The organism is Mariniflexile sp. (assembly GCF_052728615.1).
Map to the genome: position 1 here is coordinate 25,714 of NZ_JBFVFE010000024.1, position 21,407 is coordinate 47,120.

Genomic DNA, 21,407 nt, shown 5'->3' on the forward strand with positions numbered 1-21,407 from the left:
ATTACAAATCCCGTTTTTTTAACAATCTGTACGATAAAAAGATACATATAGCAGTCCAACCTAACACAATGGCAATTTCGTACCAATGCACCCCAAAATCGTAAGCCAAATTGGATTTGTCAGGAAACTTGGTCATCGCGATACGCTGGAAGGGCTGGTCGATGAGGTTATACATGGATTTTAAAGGGAAGAAGTTCTGGATTTTTCCAGCGAAATTTGAATCAGATTTCCATGCGATGAGCCAAAAAACAATCCATTCCAAAATAAAAAGTATGAATAGAAAAGCCAATGCGAAAGCAGACCGTTTTACCAGCATTCCGAAGAACAAACACAAGCTAAAAAAGCCCATGAGCTTAACAAAATAAGCCACTAAGAAATCAGTATCCATAATGATTATGGATATTTCGTTATAACTTGAATAATATAACCCGATACCAAGTGAAATGATGAAAATCAATACCGTTGAAACAAGGGAAAAGAAAACAATCGTGTAAAATTTTGAAAGGATAAATTCCTTTTTGCTCAATCCATCAATCAAATTTTGTTTTAAGGTTTTATTGCTGTATTCATTGCCTATCATGCTCACCACTACAATAGCAAAAAAGAATTTGAATTGCGATGCAAAAAAGGTGGTTAAATGCCAGATAATGGGGAAGTTGAAGATGCCCAACTCCCCTAATTCCAAGGTAAAAAAACCAAAGACATTTATTCTTATCGATGAAAGTAGGATCACAAAGAAGGGCAAAATAAAAGATATAAAAATAAGCACTTTACTGGCTTTATTAAGTAATAGCTTTTGTAATTCTAAATTTAAAAGTCGTAACATTTGGCTGTTTTTTTTGGTCCCGATAGATATCGGGATGGAACTTATTTTTTTTTGGAATTTATTTGTCCGTTAATTGCAAAAATTGTTCTTCCAAACTTTCTTTACGTTGCACTAAATGGGTAAGAATGATGCCTTTTTCAAACAATTGTTTGTTAAAATCATCCGATTTCATGGGTTCATTTAAAAAGGCAGTTACTAAATTCCCTGAGATTTTGATCTTGCCAAATGCGGGATGGTTCCCAATAAATTTTAATAAGGCCTCTTGGTTGTTAGACTTAAGCTCGAAGAACCCATGGCTTGAAATCATGTCGTCCACTCTGCCAGAATACAGTTTTTCACCTTTACGAAGCACCACCACGTGCGAGCATACTTTTTCAACCTCATCCAACAAATGCGATGCCAGTAATATGGTGGTACCATTGGCGGCAATTTCTTTTATGATGCCTCGAATTTGATGGATGCCCTGTGGATCCAATCCATTGGTTGGTTCATCCAGGATTAAAATCTCGGGGTCGTTCAATAGGGCAGAGGCAATGGCTAAGCGCTGTTTCATACCTAAAGAATAAGTACTGAACTTGCTGTCTTTTCGTTCTAAAAGTCCAACAATTTCCAGTTTTTCTTCAATTTTAGTCAACGCCACGCCTTTTATTTTGCAAACTAATTTTAAGTTTTGTTTTGCCGTCATGTAGGGGTAAAAGTTGGGGCGTTCTATAATGGCGCCCACTTTTTTTAGGGCATTGTGCGTGGTTACTTCGCCGTTAAACCATTTAAAGTCGCCACCGGTTTTATTCACCACATTTAAAACAATGCCTAAAGTAGTGGATTTTCCACTGCCATTCGGTCCTAAAATACCGTACACATTGCCTTTGTTTATGGTAAACGATAAGTTTTTTACAGCGGTTAAATAACCAAATTTTTTTGTAAGATTGTTAATGGTGAGTATAGGTTCCAATATGATGTGTTTTTATGAAGAATATGGATTCTGCATGGGTTGGTTATTTAGGTATGACGAGCGACTGTGTATTTTGTTACGCCAATTTATGTAAAGTTCAGTAAAATTTTAAAATCTGTTCCCGTTTTTTATAATGTATATTTATGTACATGACAAAATTTAATAAAACACAAATCATTAAATATAAGCCCCTTAATAAGTCCTCCTTTTTTTAAGGGGAGAGCCTGTGCCGAATTAAATTCGGTATGCCGATAGGCGGAATGAAGTCCTCCCTTTCTTTAAGGGGAGGTGCCAATAGGCGGAGGGGTCAATAGCTATATTATTTTAATACTATATGATATTTTTGTCATGTGCAATAAATTTAAATAGGAGTGGGCAACTACACGCCGCAATAATACCGCATAAATTTAAAACATCTTAATTTAAGGTTTTGTTAACTAAAAACGACATGGATATATGTAAATTTAGGGCTAATTAAAATGTAATTTAACACAATCGTTATGAAAAAATTATTATTGATCGCTTTGGGGCTTACGTTCGTTTTGAACATAAATGCTCAAATTTCAACGCCACAACCAAGCCCGTCAGCTAAAATGGAGCAAAAAGTAGGACTTACCGATGTTACTCTTGAATATTCCAGACCCAGTATGCGTGGGCGTACCATTTTTGGTGATTTGGTGCCTTTCGGTACAATTTGGAGAACCGGTGCAAATTCAAGAACCAAAATTACCTTTAGTACAGATATCAAGGTTGATGGACAAACGCTTAAAGCAGGTTCGTATGCTATTTTCACAAAGCCGGCAGCTGAGAATTGGGAGGTATATTTTTATACCGATTATGATGGAAGCGGAGCACCGCAAACCTGGGATGAAACTAAAGTGGCTGCCAAGGCAACTGCAAAGGTTTATAAAATGCCCATGAAAATTGAAACCTTTACCATGACCTTTGATGACCTAACCAGTAATTCTGCTGTTTTAGGTATGCTTTGGGAAGATGTATATGTAGGGATAAAAATAGAGGTGCCAACAGACGAGATGGTTCTTACTAACATCAATGAAGTTATGAACGGCGCACCGACAGGAAATGATTATTATGCAGCAGCTGTTTATTATTTACAAGAAGGTAAAGATATAAAACAGGCCAAAACGTGGATAGATAAAGCCATTACCATGTCTGGCGATAAAGTAGCTTTTTGGCAATTAAGACAACAATCCTTAATTTATGCGAAGGCAGGTGATACCAAAGGGGCGATTGCCGCCGCTAAAAAATCGTTGGCTGCTGCCCAAGCTGCTGGAAATGCCGATTATGTAAAAATGAATAAGGATTCTTTAAAAGAATGGGGAGCGAAGTAATTTAGAAGATCAATACACTTCACTTTTTATAGATTATATTATATATTTTGAAGACCTCTCACGGGTTTTATAAAGCTGTGGGAGGTCTTTATTTTTTGGAATCTACGACTGGTTTGGAAATCCAATCTTAATAAAAATTTCTGCTTTAATGGCTAAATAGCATCTTTGATTGTGGATTCTTTTCTCTCTTCTTTTTTTATTTTGTAGTTTTCTTTAAAATTTTTACCTTTTCTATTGCGAAGCTTTTGCCAGGGCAAGCGCCTTTAAAAAATGTTCTTATATAACTCATGATAAACTCCTTTATGTACTGGTTTTTTGCTTTGTGTATCTCAGTGCAATAGCTGTAACACAAAGGCACACAAAGTATTACACGTCCCGATGGCTATTGGGGCCACAAAGACCATTAAGTCCATAAAAGCGTTTGCCCTGTCCCGTTAGGGACTTCATTTAGGTAGTGGCATATTAATACTGGTTTTCTGTGCCTTTAGGTACAGGATGGGAAAGCGGATTTTAAAACAATGCCATACATGAAATCAGATTGCAAATATTCTTCTTTCAATGCTGCCCTATGTCGTACCTAAAGGCACGAATCCACTCCTCGATATAATTGCCGCTACCTATATTTTGTCCCTAAAGGGACTTAGATCACATCTGTCGTACCTAAAGGCACGAATCCACTCCTGGATATTATTGCCGCTACCCATATTTTGTCCCTAAAGGGACATAGATCACATCTGTCGTACCCAAAGGCACGAATCCACTCCTCGATATAATTGCCGCTGCCCATATTTTGTCCCTAAAGGGACATAGATGATGGAAAAAGCAACATGGCCATGGTTTTAATGTAAAAACAAGTTCCTTTCCAGGTGCCAAAGTTGTTTTTCAGTTTTCTTTCACTGAACAACCTGAATTTAACATAAAACAACCGAATATCAACTACATGCGCTATTGTGGGGAGGCTCTTCCTATGGCTATCGGGGCCGCAAAGATCATTAAGTCCATAAAAGCGTTTGCCCTGAGCTTTTGCTCGTTATTTTTGTTGTTTTTTAAACCCAAAACAAACAAACCCAAGATGATAATGATGTAAAGAAGCAAGGCAAATTTCATTTAATGAGTGTTTTAGAAAGGGTTCGTTTAACGTTTGTATGTTAAAACGTACTGGATTTATTTGTCGTCATAATGAAATCGGCATTGTATAATTGTACATTTTTGGTCGATTCCCTTCTTGCCATAAACTTTGTAAACAAGTCTGTGCTCACCAGTAATTCTCCTCGACCAAAATCCTTTGGGTCCGTGCTTTAAGGGTTCAAGTTTTCCCAATCCTTTAAATGGATTTTGTTTGATTCCATTTATCAATTCTTTTATTTTAAAAACTGTATCCGTATCGTTTTCTAACCAATATGTGAAATCGTCCCAACCGTGCGCTGTGAAATCAATGTTCATTAAAGTGCCAATTGGATTTCATCTTCATTATAAGGAACTAATTCTACATCGGGAAGTAGAATATGTTACTAACTTGCCAAATTTTAAGCTTTATGATAATACAACTTTGTTAGTAATTTTTATAGGAGTCCGTAAAATTTACGAATTATCTCGTATTTTTTCTAATGGGAATTTGTTTATAACCAAACAGAAGTGAAAGCTTAAGTTATAACTAGAACACCTTATATTATGTCAAGTATTTTGAGCAAAAAAGTTGACATATAATATTTATTTGTACTTTTGCAAGTGTATGAATACAGCAACTCAAATAGCAAATCAGATAAAATTGTTTCCGTTGGGCAAAACCTTTGGTTATAAAGACTTAAAAATACCTAAAGACCAATATATAACGGCAGCAAAAGCGTTGGAACGCTTACAAAAAAAAGGGCTTATTAAAAAAGTAGCCAATGGTAAGTTTTATAAGCCGCAAAGTACTGTTTTTGGTGAGCTTAAACCGAGCGAAACAGAGCTGTTGAAACCATATCTTTTTGAAGGTAATTCTCGTATTGCCTACGTTACAGGGGCATCTTTGTATAACCAAATGGGATTGACTAGACAAGTAGCCGCTAAAATTAAAATAGCCAGTAGAGGAAAACGAATCTATGTACAAGCTGGAAATATTAAAGCTACACCAGTCAAAAGTTATGTAGAGGTAACAAATGATAATTTTCAACAATTAGGATTTTTAGATGCATTAAAAGATATTAATAAAATTTCAGATTTAGACCCAAAATCAGCGGTTGTCATATTGAGTAATATGATAAAAGAAATGTCTAAAAAAAAATTGGCAGAGACCATAGAATATGCCTTGGTTTATCCTCCAAGGACTAGAGCTATCCTAGGTGCTTTACTTGAAAACTTGCAGAAATATGAATCAATACAAACTCTAAAAGAAAGTTTAAACCCATTTTCAGAATACAAAACGGTTATTGGCAAAGAACTTCCAATTAGGGAAAATTGGAATTTAGTATGAAGCTCCATCAGGATATAAAAGTTTTTCAAGATGCTATATGAATTACTGCAAAGAAATTAAAAATTGCTGGAATTCATGCGGAAAAGGATTATCGGAACAACAAAATTTACTACTTAAAATAATAAGGATTACATTTTATGTAATTAACTAACATAATATGTAATTTTTAGCTATATTTGTAAATCAGAATTCTCATCCAATGCACATTATTTCATTCAAAAAGCTAAAGGATTATTTTTCGAAAGAAACCAGTGCCACAACAGCACTGCGAGATTGGTTTAAAATTACCAAAAAAAGCGGAATGGGATGGTTTAGCAGATTTAAAGAACACTTTCAATTCGGCAGACAATGTGGGCAATGGGAGATTTGTTTTCAACGTTAAGGGTAATCATTACAGAATAGTGGCAATTGTAAGATTCAAGTTTAAGAAAGTGCTAATCCGATGGGTAGGTAGTCACAAAAATTACGACAAAATTAAGGATATAGATAAATTATAAAGTTATGAGCAAATTAATAAGTCATGAAGCATATATAAAGGCAAATCTACGATTGGAAGAATTGATAGATGTCGTTGATGACAATATACCAATAGATGATCCTTTGGCAAAAGAATTTATGAATATCAGCGACATCATAGAGCAATACGAAGAAATCCATTTCCCCATAGGGCTGCCAACGCTGCAAGAAATGATTGAGTTGCGAATGTTTGAAATGGGGCTAAAAAGAAAAGACTTGGCAACCCTCTTGAACACAAGTGCTTCGAGAATCAGCGATTATCTGAATGGTAAAAGGGAGATTACATTAAATGTTGCCAAAGCTTTGCATCAAAAATTGAATATCGACAGTGATATTATTTTGCAATAAAAATCGATAAGAAAAACATTAGCCTATCATTAAGAAAGCATAATACTACACCATATTTACACCTTGAAAGCTCTAAAGTACAGTGCTCACAGGATAGTTACATATTGCATCGGGGAAGTAAATTATGCGATTAAAGAATTTATGATTACCTATTAGAAAAACCGCCTTAGAGCGGTTTTTTTTTCAACGTCGAGAATCAATATCTAAATTACTACTTAATATGAGGAATATTTGAAAATATCCAGTTATATTTGACAAATATTGTCAAGTTGATTTAATCTATTAATAATTCACAAATGAAAAACAGTAAGTTGGTAGGTGAACTACTTCGAGAAAAAAGAGAAGAAAAAGGATTGCTTTTAAGACACGTTTCTGCTGAATTGGATATTGATACGGCCATACTCAGCAAAATTGAAAGAAGTGAACGAAAACCAAGCAAGGAACAAATTATAAAGCTTGCAGATGTTCTAGATTTGGACAAAGAGGATTTACTTGTTCAGTTCTTAAGTGAAAGAATACTTTATGAAATAAAAGACGAAGCGTTGGGAGAAAAAGCCCTGAAAGTAGCTGAGCAAAAAATAAAATATATAAACAAACAGAATAACGAAAAGTAATGGAACTTAAATTAGAGTTACTTGAGTATCAAGAAACCGCCATTAAATCTGTAGTAAACGTTTTTGAAGGTTCAGCAAAAAACACGTTTGATAATGCTTCTGCTGATGGTATTCGTTCAAATGTTTGTTCACTTACACCTGAGCAAATTACCAAAAACATAAACGCTGTATTAAAAGAAAATACCATTAGTAATGATGTTGCAGAGCTTTTGGAGGAACAAGAATTAACCATCGAAATGGAAACTGGAACAGGTAAAACGCTTGTTTATATTAAAAGTATCTACGAATTATTCAAACATTACGGTTTTACTAAATTTATAATTCTTGTACCATCTGTTGCTATTAGACAAGGCGTTTTAAGTACGCTTTCTACCTTTGAAAAACAGTTAGAAGACATTTATGGATTTACACCAAAATCGTTTGAATACAATAGCAAAAAGTTAAATAAAGTAACCAATTTTATTGAGGAACAGCATCCCCAAATAATGGTAATGACTTTGGCTTCGTTCAATTCTGAAGACAAAATTTTAAACCAAGCCAAAAGAGAAGATCTTTTTGCAAATATTCCATTTATAGACGCCATTGGTAGAACCAATCCTATAATTATAATGGATGAACCGCAGGAAGGAATGGATACGGACAATTCTATCAAGCAAATTGCAAAACTCAATCCCTTTTTTAAAATCAGATTTTCGGCAACTCATAAAGTTTCAAAAAACAAAATTTACCGTTTAACACCTTATGACAGTTACCAACAAGGTTTAGTGAAGAAAATAGAGGTTTTAACCGTTACTGAAAAAAATGATGAAGCCACTTTAAAACTTGAACTTTCAGAAACTAAAAATGTAAAAAACGCTATTCAAGTAAAAATAAGAGCATGGCATCAAGCTGCAAGTGGAAAAATAGAATTCAAAGATTCTAAATGGTTGAAAGATGGCGATAATTTGGGTGATGCAACCAATAATCCTAGTTATCTCAATTATAAAATTGAAAGAATAAATAAGAGTCTAAGAACTCAAAAATGGTCCGTTTCATTCACCAATGGAACAGAGATTCTTGAAAAACAATCTTCAGGTAATATTCAAAGTATTTGGAATTTGCAATTAGAATGGCTCATTATTCGGCACTTTACTAAAAAACAAAAGCTACAAGAAAAAAGCATTAAATGTCTTTCACTCATTTTTATTGATAAAGTGGCAAATTACATGAGTGAAGAACCTATAATTAAAAAGCTATTTATAGAAAAGTACAAAGAAATTTATCCTGAATTTCACAACAACCAAGAGCCAACTGTGGAGCATATTGATGCTATCCAAGGTTTTTATTTTGCGCAAACGGGAAAAGGGGAATACACAGACAACGAAAACTCCATGCGCAAAAACTCAGAAGTTTTTGATGCTATTCTTAAAGATAAAAAAGAATTATTGAGTTTTGGAGATTCTGTGGCCAATAAAATTGAGTTTATCTTTTCGCATTCCGCTTTGGGTGTTGGTTGGGATAATCCAAACATTTTCAATATTGCAACGCTTAGCAACTCCTATTCAGAAATTAAAAAACGACAAGAAATTGGTCGTGGTTTGCGTATTTGTGTCAATACACATGGACAACGTGTTTATGATAGTTTAACCGTTTCAGATGATGAAAGAATCAATCAACTAACAGTAATTCCCAATGAAAGTTACGAAACCTTTGTAACCCAATATCAAGAAGAAATAAAAGAAGTTTATGGCACTAAACAAGCTGGTGCAGGAATGACACACACGCACAAAGGCGAAAAACAAGATCAAGTCCATTTTAAACGCAGTAAAAACGAAACGGTCAATCAAGCATTTAAAAAATTCTGGAATGCGTTGGCAAAAAAAACAAACTATACGGTAAGTTTTGATGAAATAGCATTGGTTAACAGATGTATTGAGGCCTTAAATAGCATTGAAATTGCCGATTATGTAGCAGAAGTAAGTAGCCGCTCCATTGGCTCTATTTTTGAAGATGGTATAGAAGATTCGTTTGGCGGTACTGAAAGTTACAGGCTAAAAGCGCATTACACCGCTTTAGATTTAGTGGAAGAAATTAGTGAAAACACCGGCATTAGTTATAATACCACTTTTAAGATTGTTAATGAAGTAAACTACAATTCGTTCGCCAAAAATCCCCCGCAATTTATTCAACTGGCTTCTGCTTTGATTAGAAATATTGAACTGGAAGAAATGGTAAGAGGACTGAACTATCATTTAACAGATGAAACATTTCCTTTTGAATTTGAAGATTTTGTAAAACAAGTTGAAAACAAGCAATACCGTGATACACCCAAAAGAGGTTTTTATGATAAAATGTTGGTAGATAGTGATATTGAAAGAAATTTTGCATTCGCTACAGATGAAGATGATGATGTGGTTTGCTTTATGAAACTACCTGCGTATTATCAAATTCCAACGCCTATTGGTAATTATAATCCAGATTTTGGAATCGTAATGAAACGTAAGCAATTGCGTGATGGAAAAGAGAGTGCTTTTTATTTTGTTATTGAAACCAAAGGAACAAACGATATTAACGATAAAAAAGCACTCAAGGAAAGTGAAGTTTATAAGATAAATTGTGCCATGAAACACTTTGCAGCTTTGGGCGTAGAAGTACAATACAAAGCGCCTGTAAAAGAGTATGAATACTTTAAAACAGATGCTGTAAATTTTATGACTAATGAAACAGAAAAATAAAGATGGCGAAGAATAAAAAGATATTCGTTTTAGGTGCTGAAATAACCATTTCAGCACAAGCAAAGGAGGAATATATTTCCTTGACCGACATTGCACGATACAAAGACAGTTCTCATACAGATGCCATCATTCAAAACTGGTTGAGAAATAGAAATACTATTGAACTTTTGGGATTTTGGGAGCAAATATATAATCCTGATTTTAAACCCCTCGAATTCGAGGGGTTTAGAAAACAAGCTGGACTAAATAGCTTTGTTTTAACACCAAAACGATGGATTGAAACAACAAATGCCATTGGAATCGTTTCAAAATCTGGACGCTATGGTGGCACTTTTGCCCATAAAGATATTGCATTTGAGTTTGCTTCTTGGGTTTCAATAGAATTTAAACTCTACATAATTAAAGAATATCAACGCCTAAAACAAGATGAAAGTGATCGACTGAATTTGGAGTGGAATCTACAAAGAACCTTGTCTAAAGTAAATTACAAAATTCATACAGATGCTATCAAAGAGAATCTAATTCCTGCTGAACTCAGTAAAAGTCAAACAGCCATTATTTATGCAAATGAAGCCGATGTACTCAATATGGCACTTTTTGGCATTACGGCTAAGCAATGGCGCGATAGTAATCCAAACGAAAAAGGGAATGTTAGAGATTTGGCTACAATTCAGCAGTTGGTAGTTTTATCTAATTTGGAAAGTATCAATGCTTTGTTGATTAATCAGGGTGTTATTCAACAAAACAGATTAGAGCAACTCAACAAGATTGCCATTTCACAAATGAAATCGCTTATTAATAACTCAACTATTAAAAAACTGTAATAGACTATGACTCAATACGGGACACAGTGCGCCCCGAATTGAGTTGGTCTCATTATCACTTATCAATAAAAGTTGAAAGTGGAGAAGCATTAAAATAAAAAACAAATAGTATTATAAAAAATAACATTTGAATAAAACCAAAATTATATAATGGAATTATTAGAAAACACACAATCGCACGATTGGAACAAAGAACGTTTAGAGCAACTTAAAAATATAATGCCCGATTTGTTTACCAATGATGGTCAACTTAATATAAACGAACTAAAAAAAGTAGTTAACCCCAGTTTAGTAAGCGAAACCGAACGTTACGAATTTCGTTGGTTTGGAAAAAGCAACGCAAAACGTGAGGCTTTTACGCCTACCGATGCCACATTGGTATATGACGAACACCGAAGCGTAAACCCAACCGAAAGCGACAACCTCATTATTGAAGGCGAAAACCTTGCCGTATTAAAACTACTTAGCAACAGTTACCGCGAACAGGTAAAGTGCATCTATATAGACCCGCCTTATAATACCGGCAAGGACTTTGTGTATTCCGACAAGTTTAACCAGGATAAAGCGGCATATTGGGAAGATGCCGAAGTAACCGAAAACGGATTTAAAATAGACACAAACACCGAAACAGATGGGCGTTTTCATTCCAATTGGCTAAATATGATGTACAGCCGTTTGCTTATTGCACGGCAGTTGCTAAAAGAAGATGGGGTTATTTTTATTTCCATTGATGATAACGAAGTACACCATTTAAGAAAATTGTGTGATGAAGTTTTTGGGGAGGAGAATTTTATAACCGCTTTTATGTGGAAAAGAAAAAAGGAAATATCAAGCGACTCTAAAAACGTATCTATTCAAGGTGAATATATAATGTCTTATGCAAAATCTGAATCAACAATATTTAAACTTGAGCCTCTTTCAGAGAAATATATAAAAGACAGCTATAAAGATCCAAACAAGGAATTTCCTGAAGGCAAGTGGAGGCCAGTACCAATAACTGTGTCAAAAGGACTTTCAGGTGGTGGATATGAATATGATATAAGTAATCCCAATGGAAAAAAACATTTTAGATTATGGGCTTATCCAGAGATTAGTTATAAAAAATTAGTAGAAGATAAATTAGTGTATTTTGGTCAAGATGGAAATGGTGTGCCGCAAAGAGTGATTTACGCTCAAGATAGTGAAGGTCAGCCTACAACAAATTACTGGGATGATATTGCAACTAATAAAGAAGGTAAAAAAGAAATCCTTAATTTATTTGAAGAGAATTACTTCGATACACCTAAACCTTCTTCATTAATTAAGAAAATTTTGAACTTAATAATTGAAGAAGATGATTTTATCCTCGACTTCTTTGCAGGTTCCGGAACAACAGGTCAAGCCATAACAGAACTCAATCAAGAAGATGGTGGCAACAGAAAATACATATTAGTACAACTTCCCGAAGCCACCGACGAGAAAAGCGAAGCATACAAAGCGGGTTACAAAAAAATAAGCGACATTACTATTGAGCGTAACAAACGCGTGGTAGCTAAAATACAAAAAGAGTTAAAAGAAAAAGAGGAGAAGAAAAAAGGAGAACTGCCTCTTGAAATGGTAGCAGAAGACACGATAGCGTATTCTAAAAATTCTGGTCTCGGTTTTAAAGTATTCAAACTCCAAAAATCCAATTTTCCAAGAGTAGAATATGCACCCGACCCAGAAAAATCGCATGCCGAAAACGTTGAAGCCCTTAAAAAGTACATAAAAGACAAAGAGGCACAGTTAATTAACGCTTTCAACAAAGAAGAGCTGATAACAGAAATTTTGCTTAAAAACGGTTTTAAACTCAATTATACATTAACCAAGCAAGAGCAATTTACCAAAAACGAAATCCTTTTTGCCACAGATGGCGATAAAGAAACCTTGGTGTGTTTAGATGGCGATTTGGCAGAAGAAACCGTAGAATACTTTAAGAAAAACATGCAGCAAAAACTTATTGTACTGGAACGTGCCTTGGATACCACCAAAAAATGGAATTTAAAGCACTATATGAAAGATAATTTTAAGGCGTTTTAGAGATGGAAGAAGAACAAAAATAAGATTGGATATACGTTCTAATTAATGGAAAATCTAAAACTTTAGAAGTTAAGGTAAAAGCAGTTAAACAGGATTACCATGCAAAAGTATTCTTGATGACGCTGTGTGCTAACCCACGAAAGAAAAAACCAAAGATACCTTACTCCATGAATTACAAACGATTATGAAATATCACTAACTAAACGACATTGTATTATCAATATTAAATCCAACAAAGTTATTTCTAGCTTGACGTTATTTGATTTAACAGGAAAAAAAGTATTGGATATTCAAAAAGTGATTGATAACCAGGTTTCAATTGGAAAACTTGTATCAGGTACTTATTTAATGCTTATTAAAGATTCTGATGAAAATACTGTTGTTAAAAAAGTAGTTGTGTAATAGGTTTTTGATAATCTTTCAACAATGCATTCAAATTGAAGATATGTTTTCTCTGTATGTGAAATAACCATTTAGGAATGGAATAATAATGATATTCCAACTTAAATTCGGGTCCGTCCAGACCACCATCCCGATAGATATATCGGGAGCTAAAAGCCCTAAGAGATTAGAGCTTTTTTTGCAATTGAAAGCAGCTGTGCTGTTTTACAAACAACTAGCGTTTTATCTTTTATTTTTTAAACATTCTTTCTGATGGTATTTCCAGCCCAAAAACTATAAATTATGTTTTGATTGATAATTAAAAAATGCGCGCGATACCGGAATAAACATGAATCCGACAATAATTAGCAGGATAAAGGCGTACTTTAAATTAAAGGCATGCGCCAAATAACCTATAAGCGGCGGCCCTATGAACATACCCACTATTCCATAGGTGGTAACTATTGAAATGGCCATTCCGGGCGAATACTTTTTTGAGGTTCCTGCCAACGCCAGGGTCATTGGAAAAATGGCTGCCGTACCAAATCCTACTAAACCAAAACCAAATAGTGCCGTCCAGAAAAATGGAAATAACACCGCAATGAAAATACCGGATGAAATGAATACGGAGCTTAAAACGTATAGCTTTTTTAAGCCAAATAGGTTCATTAACCTATCGGAATAAAATCTGGAAAATGCCATACTCATAATAAAAAACAAATAGCCGTAGGTAAAAACAGGTTCGTTCACTACTTCTTTAAAATAGACACCGCTCCAATCGAACATACCGCCTTCACTGAGGGCCCCGAAAAAAATGAGTATGCCCAAATATGAAATATAAGGGTCTGGTTTGCCGAATATTAATTTATTGCCCGTTGGCGATTTATCATTTTTAATCGTAAACCGGTATGTGTAAAGTGCAGTAAACAGGGTAATCAATGAAATTATAAGGAAATGTATGGGCATGGTTATTTGCATTTTAACCATAAGCGTTGAAAAAGCTACCCCTACCAAACCACCTGTACTCCAAAGTCCGTGAAAAGTACCAACAATACGTTTTTCATACATTTTTTGTAGCGTAATGGATTGCGTATTTACGGCAATGTTTAAGATTCTCATGCAGAAAGAAAATACACAAACGGATACCACCAACAAAAAAGGGGTTGTTGCAAAACCGATACTTGAAAGTGCTATTAAAAACCCTATAAAAGATATTATTAACGGAATTCTACTATCAAATTTTGAGACCAACCATCCTGAAATTGGAAGCCCTATTAAAGAACTTATAGGCATTGCCAAAAGAATGGTGCCCAATTCGGCTTCATTCAAGTTGAAATTCGTTTTGATGGTTGGAATTCGCGAAGCCCAAGAAGCGAAACAAATACCCGACAGAAAAAAATAGGTGCTTAAAGCTATGCGGTGTTTGTTTTTTAAATCCATGGGCACTTTCAGATACACTTAGTAACAATCCTTTAAACACGGTGGCTTACAGCTTTCAAGGTTAAGAAATGGTGTAATATTATGTTTTTTTTGATATTGAACTCGTTTAAACTTTTTCAATTGGTTAAAAAATTATCCTTTTGCAACCATTTTTTGTCTTTTTTTACTTCCGTAGCGATGCTATGCAACTGAAAAAAGTCTTCAACTGGCCACAAAATGATTAATTTTCGCCTCAATCCAAAAAGTTTAAACCAGTTCATTACTATAATATCGATCCTACAAAATTATTGTTTTTAATATTATGATCCATTGTTGTCCGGTTAAAATATTTATAGTGCATCAATATGTGCATTTTTAGGCGTTTCTAATTAATATCAGACTTTTGGGCTAGCTTTTTAAATTTATACAAAAAAAATAGAGTTATCAAAAATCCTAAAAAAAATCAAATTGTTTATCAATGGGTTACAATCCAGTCTATGTTCTTTTCCCGATAGCAATCGGGACTATCAGCGAAGTGGTCTTGATTCTTCCCCCGACAACAATGATTTAAAGTAGCAAGTTTGAATGTATGCCAGGTATATCTTGAATGAGAATTAGAAGTTATCAAACCAAGCTGCTCATATTAGTAATGAACTGGTTTAAAATTTTTGGATTGAAGTGAAATCCCGATCTTTCGTGAAGAGGTTTTTTGCTCAATTGAAGGCTTGTTTGAACTGCATGGCATCGTTACGGAGTTATAAAAAAGACGAAAAGTGGGGGGATATCATTTTGCAGCCAATTGAAAAAGTTTAAACCAGTTCATTAACAAAAACAGCAATTTAATGGATGTTTGGATGAAAATTATACAACTTATCATAAAAAACATATAACATAGTAAGTGCCCCTATATTGTAATTTTACACCGTATTAACAATTTAAAACTTATAACGATGAAAAATATAATTTATATCTGTGCATTGTTTTTTGCCGGTACTATATGGGCACAACAGCAACCTAAAAACATTTCAGAAGAATCTACCATTAAAACAGTAAAAACCAATAATGGATCGGAAATAGTTGAGAAGAAGGTTAAAGTAACAACTCGGGCAGAACAAGGTATTGAATTTGCTGAAAAAGATGAGAACAAAAGGGATAAAGATATTGTGGAAAGCCCTGTTAAAATCAATAAAACCATTGAAGTTTCAAACGGAAAGGACAGGGTTTATGATTCTAAAACAGAAGTTGGTTATTACCAATATGACGGTAAACAGTATAACTTTAACAAAGTAGATAATGGTTTTTCTGTTCTAATTGAAAACAAAGATACTCCGGACAACTATGGTAACATTGTTAAATTCAACAGAGAAAACCATTATTTGTTTGACAATGGCCATGATACGGGTATTGGTTATTTTAATGATGATGGAAGTTTTACTATCGAATATTATGATAAAAATACCAAAAACGTTATCAGTCAAGAATTTATTTTAGTAGAGAAAAATAAATAGATGCCTGTTAAGATATTTTAAAAGTCCTGCTTTGGTAGGACTTTTTTGTATTTTAGAAAATTATAATCATAATCAGATAATATGAATCCGAAAATCCCAAAGGAAGCCTTAGAATTCTTTAAGGTTTTACAAAAAAATAATGATAGAGATTGGTTTAACGACCATAAACCGGAATTTAAAACCATTGAAAAAGAGGTGAAAACTTTTTACAATGCTGTTTTGAAAAATTTGAATGAACATGATGACGTTGATAAACTTAAAATGTTCCGTATTTATCGCGATGTACGTTTTTCAAAAGACAAATTACCTTACAAAACATATTTTGGAGGTTCCTTCCATAGAACAAACCCTAAATTAAGAGGTGGTTATTATTTGCATATCCAACCAAATAATGAAAGTTTTATTGCTACCGGTTTTTGGGAGCCTGCGCCTGCGGATTTGCTTCGTATGCGTAAAGAATTTGAAATGGATGATAGCGAAATAAGAACAATTCTAAAAGATAAAAACCTTAACAGCGTTTGGGGCGGTTTTGTTGGCGACGAAGTTAAAACAGCACCAAGAGGGTTTGATACAGATCACAAAGCCATCGATCTGATAAAAAAGAAACAATATATTTTCGTTAAAAAATATACCGACAAAGAAGTGCTGGATGAAAACTTTTTAAATGAAGTAGGAACAGCATTTAAAACCATTCGCCCATATTTTAATTATATGAGCGATGTGTTGACTACCAATTTAAATGGCGTGTCCATTATATAATCTCTGTAATGGTGTATTTGTTTTGGTTAAACCCAAAACTAGCGTTTACCGATTTATTTATTAATAATTGCCCAATAGGGGAGTTTACCGAAATGGCGTAAAAAGTCCCATCTTCAAGGTCTATTTTACCAATACTGGTAGAAATATAAAAATTCATGACGTTCGTTTTTACAATACTGCCTAAAACAACATCGGTGGTTTCAACATTCGTTTTTATGGTACTTAAATACTCTTTGGTTTTTTTGGCATCGTTTAAATGTGCCATGTTTTTTTCCAAATCGTTTAACAATTTGCCGCTGCCAGAGTCGTCACCTTCCGCGTTTCCCTTGTCGTTACTCTCAATAGAATCCTTAATTAAATTTATTTCTTCCTTGTAATCATTAATACGTTTATCTACGCTTTCATTACAAATTTGCAATAGTCTTTGTTTTGTTGTCATTAAATATTTAAACTGCTTTTAGCACTTCTGGTTGTTCAAAAAGTTGCATGTTACTAATTAATCGATCTTTTACAATGTGCATCATGCGCTTGTTCAATGCCGAGGAATTTTCAATATAAACCATATATTCTTCAACAGTAAACAAACCTATCACCATGCCTTTTAGCGAATTACGGAATTTTATATCTTTATTAATGGCGTTGTCAATATATAATAAACGCTTCTCTAAAGTGTAGTTGTAAAACACCATTTTATGTTTGGCAATATAGTTTTTAAAAACTTCAATAAACAAATCATTTTGCAATTTTATTACAGGGCGAAGTACTAAATTTTGAAAACGCTCATCATTGCTCATAGTATCGCTAATGGTGGTGCTTAAAATTTCAGGACGAATGCTTTTTAGATTGAATTGTCGTGTGTTCATGGTTCTAGAGTTTTATTAAAAGTATTGAATATTAAAACTTAAACGCTTTTGGGGCATTTATAGTTGTTAACGGGGTTATTAACAACATAGAAATTTTTATCTTTAAACCTGAAAAATATTGCAGATTATTGTTTTGTTTCGATACTTGATAACCTATAAACTAATAACCAATTAAAATGAAATTCGGACGCGTCAATACCCCTGAAAACATAGATTTTGCCTTACCACCAGATCATCCTGATACCCAGCGTGTTTTAAGTAAATTTAAACACGATAACCCCGCTTCGGTACCCGAAATTTATGTGGGATGTGCCAAATGGAATAAAACCGATTTAAAGGGTTTTTACCCAAAAGGCACCAAAGATGAGTTGGTTTATTATTCCAGCCAGTTTAATTCCATTGAATTGAATGCTACTTTTTACAGAATTTTTCCTGCAGAACAATTTGCGACTTGGTATGATAAAACACCAAAAGGATTCAAATTTTTTCCGAAGCTGAATCAAGAGATTAGCCATTGGAAGCGTTTGCAGGAAACCAAGGAAGTGGTTGAAAACTATTTGTACAATGCATCGAACTTAAAAGAAAAATTAGGGACGATTTTTTTGCAGATGAATGATAATTTCGCTCCAAAAGACTTTGACAGGGTTGTTAAATTTATTGAAGAATGGCCTAAAGAAATGCCTTTGGCTGTAGAATTTAGACACACCGATTGGTATAACGACGAAGCTATTGCAGAAGCATTGTACCAGCTTTTGGAAGCCAATAATATTTCGAATATCATTGTGGATTCTGCCGGAAGACGCGATATTATGCACATGCGTTTAACCAATGCAACGGCTTTTGTGCGTTACGTGGGCGCCAACCATGCAAGCGATTATAACCGTTTGGACGATTGGACCGAGCGATTGAAAGATTGGAAACATCAAGGTATCAAGGAAATAGACTTTTTCATTCATCAAAATATCGAAAAAGAATCCCCATTGCTTTCAGCCTATTTTATAAAAAAATTGAACAAAGAGTTAGGATATAATTTGGTAATTCCTAATGGAAATGATGACGGACAACAAACTTTACTATAAATAATATTATGAGATTTCACACCAGAAAATGGGTAAAACCAGAAGATTTGAATGCCAACGGAACGCTGTTTGGTGGCCGATTGTTGGAATGGATAGACGAAGAAGCCGCTTTGTACACCATCATACAGCTTGAAAACCAAAAAGTGGTAACCAAGTACATAAGCGAAATAGATTTTAAAGCCTCGGCAAAACAAGGCGATATTGTGGAAATAGGTATTGACGTTGTTAATTTCGGAAAAGCCTCTTTAACCCTGAGCTGTGAAGTTAGAAACAAAATGACCCACGAAACCATCATTACCATTTCAAACATCGTTATGGTAAATGTGGGACCCGATGGAAAAGCAAAACCGCACGGAAAAACCCAAATAGAATATGTTGAAGATAGATTGAGGTAATTTTAAATGATATTGGCTTTAAAATTTACAATCAATCCTGCTATTCTATTAAAAGATTGTCGATTTTTCCAGTTTCCATTAATAATACTATAAAAATAAATAAGCATCGGGTCTAAATCTTGTTATAAGCTTAATAAAAACGGTAGTTTTTGCTAACTTTGCAAGCCTTTTGCCCAATCAGGTATATTAGCAAAAAAATATTCATAAAGATTTAAATTAAATTAATACAATATGAGCAAAACATTGTTTGACAAAGTATGGGATTCGCATGTGGTGAGAAAGATTGAAGGAGGACCCGATGTATTCTTTATAGACCGCCATTTTATTCACGAAGTTACAAGTCCCGTAGCATTTCTTGGGTTGAAAAGTCGCGGTTTAAAAGTATTATATCCAGAACGTACTTTTGCAACGGCAGACCATAATACACCGACCATAAACCAACATTTACCCGTTGAAGATCCTTTATCTGCAAACCAATTAAAAGCTTTAGAGGATAATTCAGCCGAATACGGCATTAGCCACTGGGGATTAGGCCATCAAAAAAACGGGATTGTACACGTGGTAGGGCCAGAAAACGGTATTACCTTTCCGGGTGCAACCATTGTTTGCGGTGATTCACACACCTCCACACACGGTGCTTTTGGCGCTATTGCCTTTGGTATTGGCACTTCGGAAGTTGAAATGGTATTATCCACACAATGTATCATGCAACCAAAACCTAAAAAAATGCGCATCAATGTGAATGGGCAATTAGGAAAAGGGGTAACGCCCAAAGATGTCGCTCTATATATTATTTCAAAATTATCAACCTCTGGTGCTACAGGTTATTTTGTGGAGTATGCAGGCGATGTTTTTGAAAACATGACCATGGAAGGCCGTATGACGGTTTGTAACCTTTCCATAGAGATGGGTGCGCGTGGTGGTATGATTGCGCCAGATGAAACGACTTTTGCTTATTTAAAAGGAAGGCCATTATCGCTTAAAGGTGCTGAATGGGACAAAGCTGTTGCCCATTGGAAAACGTTGAAAACGGATGCCGATGCTACGTTTGATAAAGAACTGACTTTTTCAGCAAGCGATATTGAACCTATGATTACCTACGGAACCAATCCGGGAATGGGTATGGGCATTACTAAAAATATCCCAAAAGCAGAAGCTGTAGAAGGCGGTGTTGCCACTTATAAGAAATCTTTGGAATACATGGGGTACGGTGAAAACGACTCCATGATTGGGAAAAAAGTGGATTATGTGTTTTTAGGAAGCTGTACCAATGGCAGGATTGAAGATTTCCGTGCGTTTGCATCGATTGTAAAAGGCAAGAAAAAAGCAGCTAATGTAACCGCTTGGTTAGTACCAGGGTCGCATGAAGTGGAAGCATTAATTAAAAAAGAAGGTATTTTGGATGTTATCACTGAAGCTGGATTTGTTTTAAGACAACCCGGTTGTTCAGCATGTTTAGCGATGAACGACGATAAAGTGCCTGCTGGAAAATATGCGGTAAGTACCTCTAACAGAAACTTTGAAGGCCGTCAAGGACCAGGTTCCAGAACCTTGCTTGCTAGTCCTCTTGTGGCTGCTGCTGCTGCTATAACGGGCGTTGTGACGGATCCTAGGGATTTGATGTAATTAAAAATTAATAATGAATAGTTAAAAATTAAAGTAAGGATTTCAAAAACTTCTAACTTTTAACTTCTAACTTTTAACCTAAAAAAATGGCTTACGATAAATTTACTACACTAAAAAGCACCGCGGTGCCATTACCTTTGGAAAACGTGGATACCGATCAAATTATACCGGCTCGTTTCTTAAAAGCGACCAAACGTGAAGGTTTTGGCGATAATTTATTCCGCGATTGGAGATACAATAACGACAATACGCCAAAAGAGAGTTTTGTACTCAACAATCCTATCTATACAGGCAAAATTTTAGTGGGAGGAAAGAATTTCGGTTCTGGTTCTTCAAGAGAGCATGCGGCTTGGGCGGTTTACGATTATGGTTTCCGTTGTGTGGTTTCTAGTTTTTTTGCCGATATTTTCAGAGGCAACTGTTTAAATATAGGCGTTTTACCTGTACAAGTAAGTCCAGAATTTTCAGAGCAAATTTTCAACGCTGTTTACGATGATCCCAATACGGAATTAGAAGTCAATCTTCCAAATCAAACCATCACTATTCTTTCAACTGGAGCCCAAGAATCTTTTGAAATCAATAGTTACAAAAAAGAAAACATGTTGAATGGTTTTGATGACATTGATTATTTACAAAACATAAAAGGAGACATCGAAACGTTTGCGGAAGGCTTGCTATTATAAATCTAATTTTTAATTAATTGAACTTCAACAATAAA

General features: G+C 34.6%; 21 protein-coding genes. 15 read left to right on the forward strand and 6 right to left on the reverse strand.

Translation table 11 applies throughout. The features are described 5' to 3' along the window. Position 1 precedes the first annotated feature (1 nt). Positions 2-826: an ABC transporter permease gene (locus ACU1LP_RS10565; protein ID WP_445736226.1), complete on the reverse strand. Its 825-nt coding sequence runs from the start codon at positions 824-826 to the stop codon at positions 2-4. A 58-nt stretch (positions 827-884) separates the two neighbouring features. Continuing rightward, positions 885-1,778 carry an ABC transporter ATP-binding protein gene (locus ACU1LP_RS10570; RefSeq protein WP_445732669.1) on the reverse strand — a complete coding sequence of 298 codons (894 nt, stop codon included), beginning with the start codon at positions 1,776-1,778 and terminating at the stop codon, positions 885-887. Positions 1,779-2,278: 500 nt separating this feature from the next. Between ACU1LP_RS10570 and ACU1LP_RS10575 the strand changes: the two genes are divergently transcribed. Further along, positions 2,279-3,130: a DUF2911 domain-containing protein gene (locus ACU1LP_RS10575; protein ID WP_445736227.1), complete on the forward strand. Its 852-nt coding sequence runs from the start codon at positions 2,279-2,281 to the stop codon at positions 3,128-3,130. A 1,164-nt stretch (positions 3,131-4,294) separates the two neighbouring features. On the opposite strand, the gene ACU1LP_RS10580 is transcribed toward ACU1LP_RS10575, so the two are convergent. After that, positions 4,295-4,573, reverse strand: a complete 279-nt coding sequence (locus ACU1LP_RS10580; RefSeq protein WP_445734649.1) for a Txe/YoeB family addiction module toxin — start codon at positions 4,571-4,573, stop codon at positions 4,295-4,297. Between the two features lie 289 nt (positions 4,574-4,862). On the opposite strand from ACU1LP_RS10580, the gene ACU1LP_RS10585 reads away from it, so the two are divergent. The 8 genes from ACU1LP_RS10585 to ACU1LP_RS10620 all read left to right on the forward strand — a co-directional run bounded on the left by ACU1LP_RS10585 (position 4,863) and on the right by ACU1LP_RS10620 (position 13,061). Beyond that, positions 4,863-5,585: a DUF6088 family protein gene (locus tag ACU1LP_RS10585; protein ID WP_445734648.1), complete on the forward strand. Its 723-nt coding sequence runs from the start codon at positions 4,863-4,865 to the stop codon at positions 5,583-5,585. Between the two features lie 251 nt (positions 5,586-5,836). Next, complete coding sequence (locus ACU1LP_RS10590) at positions 5,837-6,082, forward strand: type II toxin-antitoxin system HigB family toxin (protein ID WP_445734647.1); 246 nt, start codon at positions 5,837-5,839, stop codon at positions 6,080-6,082. Positions 6,083-6,086: 4 nt separating this feature from the next. Then, a complete protein-coding gene (locus ACU1LP_RS10595) occupies positions 6,087-6,449 on the forward strand; it encodes a helix-turn-helix domain-containing protein (RefSeq protein ID WP_445734646.1) in 363 nt (120 codons plus the stop codon). A gap of 296 nt (positions 6,450-6,745) precedes the next feature. After that, the gene (locus tag ACU1LP_RS10600) at positions 6,746-7,063 is read left to right on the forward strand and encodes a helix-turn-helix domain-containing protein (protein WP_445734645.1); all 318 of its coding nucleotides are present in this window, start codon (positions 6,746-6,748) and stop codon (positions 7,061-7,063) included. Next, positions 7,063-9,777 (forward strand): restriction endonuclease, encoded by a 2,715-nt coding sequence (locus ACU1LP_RS10605; protein WP_445736228.1) that lies wholly within the window; start codon positions 7,063-7,065, stop codon positions 9,775-9,777. The genes ACU1LP_RS10600 and ACU1LP_RS10605 overlap by 1 nt, the downstream gene beginning before the upstream one ends. A 2-nt stretch (positions 9,778-9,779) precedes the next feature. Further along, entirely contained in the window at positions 9,780-10,601 is an 822-nt protein-coding gene (locus ACU1LP_RS10610; RefSeq protein ID WP_445736229.1) for a KilA-N domain-containing protein, read from the forward strand. A 150-nt stretch (positions 10,602-10,751) separates the two neighbouring features. After that, positions 10,752-12,659 carry a site-specific DNA-methyltransferase gene (locus ACU1LP_RS10615; RefSeq protein WP_445736230.1) on the forward strand — a complete coding sequence of 636 codons (1,908 nt, stop codon included), beginning with the start codon at positions 10,752-10,754 and terminating at the stop codon, positions 12,657-12,659. Positions 12,660-12,881: 222 nt separating this feature from the next. Continuing rightward, a complete protein-coding gene (locus ACU1LP_RS10620; RefSeq protein ID WP_445736254.1) occupies positions 12,882-13,061 on the forward strand; it encodes a T9SS type A sorting domain-containing protein in 180 nt (59 codons plus the stop codon). A 273-nt stretch (positions 13,062-13,334) separates the two neighbouring features. On the opposite strand, the gene ACU1LP_RS10625 is transcribed toward ACU1LP_RS10620, so the two are convergent. Then, a complete protein-coding gene (locus tag ACU1LP_RS10625) occupies positions 13,335-14,480 on the reverse strand; it encodes an MFS transporter (RefSeq protein WP_445736231.1) in 1,146 nt (381 codons plus the stop codon). Between the two features lie 929 nt (positions 14,481-15,409). Between ACU1LP_RS10625 and ACU1LP_RS10630 the strand changes: the two genes are divergently transcribed. Continuing rightward, positions 15,410-15,967 carry a hypothetical protein gene (locus ACU1LP_RS10630; protein ID WP_445736232.1) on the forward strand — a complete coding sequence of 186 codons (558 nt, stop codon included), beginning with the start codon at positions 15,410-15,412 and terminating at the stop codon, positions 15,965-15,967. An 81-nt stretch (positions 15,968-16,048) separates the two neighbouring features. Further along, complete coding sequence (locus ACU1LP_RS10635; protein ID WP_445736233.1) at positions 16,049-16,726, forward strand: DUF2461 domain-containing protein; 678 nt, start codon at positions 16,049-16,051, stop codon at positions 16,724-16,726. Here the strand turns inward: ACU1LP_RS10635 and ACU1LP_RS10640 are convergent. Beyond that, complete coding sequence (locus tag ACU1LP_RS10640; protein ID WP_445736234.1) at positions 16,719-17,165, reverse strand: hypothetical protein; 447 nt, start codon at positions 17,163-17,165, stop codon at positions 16,719-16,721. The two genes, ACU1LP_RS10635 and ACU1LP_RS10640, sit on opposite strands and share 8 nt — an antisense overlap. A gap of 7 nt (positions 17,166-17,172) precedes the next feature. Further along, positions 17,173-17,589, reverse strand: a complete 417-nt coding sequence (locus ACU1LP_RS10645) for a glyoxalase (RefSeq protein ID WP_445736235.1) — start codon at positions 17,587-17,589, stop codon at positions 17,173-17,175. Between the two features lie 176 nt (positions 17,590-17,765). On the opposite strand from ACU1LP_RS10645, the gene ACU1LP_RS10650 reads away from it, so the two are divergent. The 4 genes from ACU1LP_RS10650 (at position 17,766) to leuD (ending at position 21,372) form a co-directional block, all read left to right on the forward strand. Next, the gene (locus ACU1LP_RS10650) at positions 17,766-18,668 is read left to right on the forward strand and encodes a DUF72 domain-containing protein (RefSeq protein WP_445736236.1); all 903 of its coding nucleotides are present in this window, start codon (positions 17,766-17,768) and stop codon (positions 18,666-18,668) included. 8 nt (positions 18,669-18,676) lie between these two features. Next, positions 18,677-19,063 (forward strand): acyl-CoA thioesterase, encoded by a 387-nt coding sequence (locus ACU1LP_RS10655; protein WP_445736237.1) that lies wholly within the window; start codon positions 18,677-18,679, stop codon positions 19,061-19,063. 231 nt (positions 19,064-19,294) lie between these two features. After that, positions 19,295-20,689, forward strand: a complete 1,395-nt coding sequence (gene leuC / locus ACU1LP_RS10660; protein ID WP_445736238.1) for a 3-isopropylmalate dehydratase large subunit — start codon at positions 19,295-19,297, stop codon at positions 20,687-20,689. Between the two features lie 86 nt (positions 20,690-20,775). Beyond that, positions 20,776-21,372 (forward strand): 3-isopropylmalate dehydratase small subunit, encoded by a 597-nt coding sequence (gene leuD / locus ACU1LP_RS10665; protein WP_445736239.1) that lies wholly within the window; start codon positions 20,776-20,778, stop codon positions 21,370-21,372. Positions 21,373-21,407 lie beyond the last annotated feature (35 nt).